At 39.4% G+C, this 3,341-nt stretch carries 2 protein-coding genes and 1 pseudogene; 1 reads left to right on the plus strand and 2 read right to left on the minus strand.

What is annotated here, in order from left to right:
- Positions 1-212: 212 nt before the first annotated feature.
- Complete coding sequence (locus CQA44_RS11585) at positions 213-584, minus strand: hypothetical protein (protein ID WP_258865033.1); 372 nt, start codon at positions 582-584, stop codon at positions 213-215.
- Positions 585-869: 285 nt separating this feature from the next.
- On the opposite strand from CQA44_RS11585, the gene CQA44_RS11590 reads away from it, so the two are divergent.
- A complete protein-coding gene (locus tag CQA44_RS11590; RefSeq protein WP_258865034.1) occupies positions 870-3,158 on the plus strand; it encodes a TonB-dependent receptor in 2,289 nt (762 codons plus the stop codon).
- On the opposite strand, the pseudogene CQA44_RS12765 reads toward CQA44_RS11590, so the two are convergent.
- A pseudogene (locus tag CQA44_RS12765) lies at positions 3,155-3,341 on the minus strand (hypothetical protein); the annotation flags it as partial. The gene CQA44_RS11590 and the pseudogene CQA44_RS12765 sit on opposite strands and share 4 nt — an antisense overlap.

A 3,341-nucleotide genomic window follows, 5' to 3' on the forward strand; every position in this document is an offset into this window, starting at 1 on the left:
TTGCTAATCCTTTCTGGGTATTGGTAGTTATAAAGACCTTCAGTTTTACTTTAGCTCGCATGAGAAAGCAGTGATTCTATAAAATGCAAAATCTCCTGTATGGTTAGCACAATAGAGAATCTTGATAGGGTTATGTAATAACCAATCCTAAAAACAAGCTGTCGTTACTATCACAATAATAGGAATTGTAACAATTTGTGATTTACAATCTACTACAATAAGAATTTCTTTGCCTGTCGTATTCTGTCCAATTGTAAAAGGGTTTCATTCTTTTTAGATTCTAAAAGTGCAATGCTTTGAGTAATAAGTTCTTGAGCCATTTGTAAATATTCAATTAAATTGTCATCTTGTATGTGATTTTTTTGATTAGAAGTAGCTTGGATATTGGCAGATTCTATAGCCTCATTCTGTGTGGATTCCGTAGTGGGTACTGTTTCTGTGATAAAGATAAAAGGAAGATTCTGTGTAAGTTCATAAGCAGTGATAGCATCTTGTTCTAAAAGAGCTATTTTTAGTGAATCTAGCCATGCTTGGACATGTTTTTTTTCATAACTTATTTTTGGGCGATTTTGTGAATATTTCATCATTTTGCCTTTGTTTGAGTATCAAAGCATGTATTTTACTAAAAAACTTTTAAGCACCCGCATTTATTTTAGATAAATAAAACCTTAAAGTTATCGTTGTGATGGGAGCATCAATCCAATAAAACACCAAAAATCTGCAAAATAAAGCTTATAGGCTTATTAACTCTATTCTCTTTAAGTTATGCAGAAAATAACTCCTTAAATAAACACAATCTATCTAGCTATGATTCTTTAAATATCAATAATCTTAATCCTACTTTTATGTCCCTTAAACATTCTAAGGATTTGTTAGCAGATGCAGAGACTTCTTCTACTTCAATAGGACATTCAAACAACAACAATGATTCGATACAATCCCAACAAGTCCAAAAGGTTATTGTAACTGCTACTATGAAATCCACACTTGATGAACTCAATCGCAATCTCTATGAAATCGACAAGGAACAGATTCAAAACAGAGGCTATCGTTCCACAGAGGACATTTTTGCTTATATGCCTTTTGTAGGACTTAGCAATGTTGGCTTAGGCAGTAATCTTGATCTTCGTGGGCAGGGTAATCGTGCTAATACCTCTGTGCAAGTACTCATCAATGGTATCTATGCTAATATGCTAGATTCTAGCCATGGCGTTACCCCGATGAATACCCTGTCACCTAACACGATAGAATCCATTGAGATTCTGCCTGGTGGGGGTGCAGTGATGTATGGGAATGGCACACGTGGGGGCGTAGTCAATATCACCACGCAAAAGCGATATGACAAGCCCTTTTTTACTGCTGGATTCTCTTATGCTCCTATCATCGCCTCTAGGGGTAACTCTATCAATGCTGATGCAAAGTTTGGCACAAAAATCGGTGATAAAATTCATATCTCGCTTGGAGCTGCCTATCTTCATCGTGGCGGACCTCGCAGGGGAGACCTCACCCAAGGCGGACAAGCTAATCTCGGACTCACCTATGATATAATAAGCGGGCATAGTCTCTACTTCAATGCCGATTACTTCTATGGCGATATTCAAACCTCCCCAAACAATTCCTTTATGGACATTCCCAATCCTACCAAAGCAGATAGAAAAACTGCGGGCAATGGTAACTTACACAACACCCAACAACGATTAGACATAAGCCTTGGCTATGAGGGACACTTCACCTCAAATAGCACATTAGACCTCAAAGCCTTTTATCATCTCAATCGCATTGATTATGTGGATTCAGTTACGAGATTAAGCAATTATAATTTCAACAATTTAACTTGGCAAGGGACTGCAGCTAACCAAAGTGGCAGCCTCTTTGATGACCACAAGGCTGGATTGATGGCTAAATGGGATTGGCAACACGATAGAGGACGATTTATCGCTGGATTAGAATCTCTTTATAATAGGGGCAAACGCGTGATGAATCAGCTTATTAACGGACAAACAAACACCAACAATATGTTCTCAAGCACAGGCAATCAAAATACAGCTTATAGCGGCACAACGATTTACAACCACTCTATCAATATTCCTTTCACAGGTGAGAAATGGAGCAATTCACTCTTTGTGATAGAGAAATATGATTTTACCAAGAGATTCTCACTCACAGGTGGGTTGCGTTATGAGGCAGCGACTTATTGGGCAGAGGCACTTTATAAGACAAAGGGCGGGTTATATCAACCCAATGGCGATACCCTTTATAGCTGTGCAACTATTCAGGGAGCGACAAGATGCTTCAATATGGAATCTATCATCAGCACAAACAATGGCGCAAATGGTAAGCTCAATGAAACGCAACACAACTTCGCTGTGGAGCTCACACCTCATTTCCACTATTCTGATAATGGCAGTCTCTATGCCAAATACGAACGGGGCTATTTCTCTCCCTCTCCTAATAATCTTTTGCAAAGACAAAGCAGAACCTACCTCCCCACAGACCTAAAGAAAGAAACCTATGATACCTTTGAAATCGGGTTAAAGGACTATTGGGCGGACACCATAAGCTTCTCTGCCGCACTTTTCTATACCCTCACGCATAATGAATTTTATACGATTGGTAACGCCCATTCTGTTTCAGGTGTGCAATATGGTAACTATGATAGGACACAAAGAGTGGGTATTGAGCTTTTCTCCGAACAATTTTTCTTCGCTGATACCCTGCGCTTGAGTGAGAGTTTTACCTATGTTGATGCCAGAGTTTTGCGTAATAACGGCGCAGTCTCTACCCTCAAAATCCCCTATGTGAGTAATTATAAAGCGACTTTGGGAATCCATTATCAGCCTATCAGTTCTTTGGGAGTTTGGCTACAAAATAGCTTTATCGGGGCGCAAAAAGACATAGAGACTTTCACCACAACAGGAATGGGGGCAAATGCGACTAGAATCAGTAATGGGCAAAAAGATATTCCGGGATATATCCTCACTGATTTAGGCGTGAATTATCAGTGGCGGGAGCTATCTATCAGTGCGGGCGTGCGCAATCTTTTTGATGTCTTTTATTATAGCTATTACAATGGCGATAGCAGCGACACCATCGCAGGCTATGGATTCTTGATTGGGGAAGGAAGAAGTATTTTTCTTGAGGGAAGATACACATTTTAGTTCGAGAATCCGAACTCTATGCTAATACTAGGAGAGAGTAAGAAATACAAGCCTATGGCTATCATCACAAAAGGCAGGATTTTAGAGAGAATCTCTACTCTCACAAATTGCACACTAATTGCTCCTATACTCGCACCTATCACTGATATGATAATACGCACTCTAGTTTGTCGCATATCAACC

Source organism: Helicobacter sp. MIT 14-3879 (assembly GCF_003364125.1).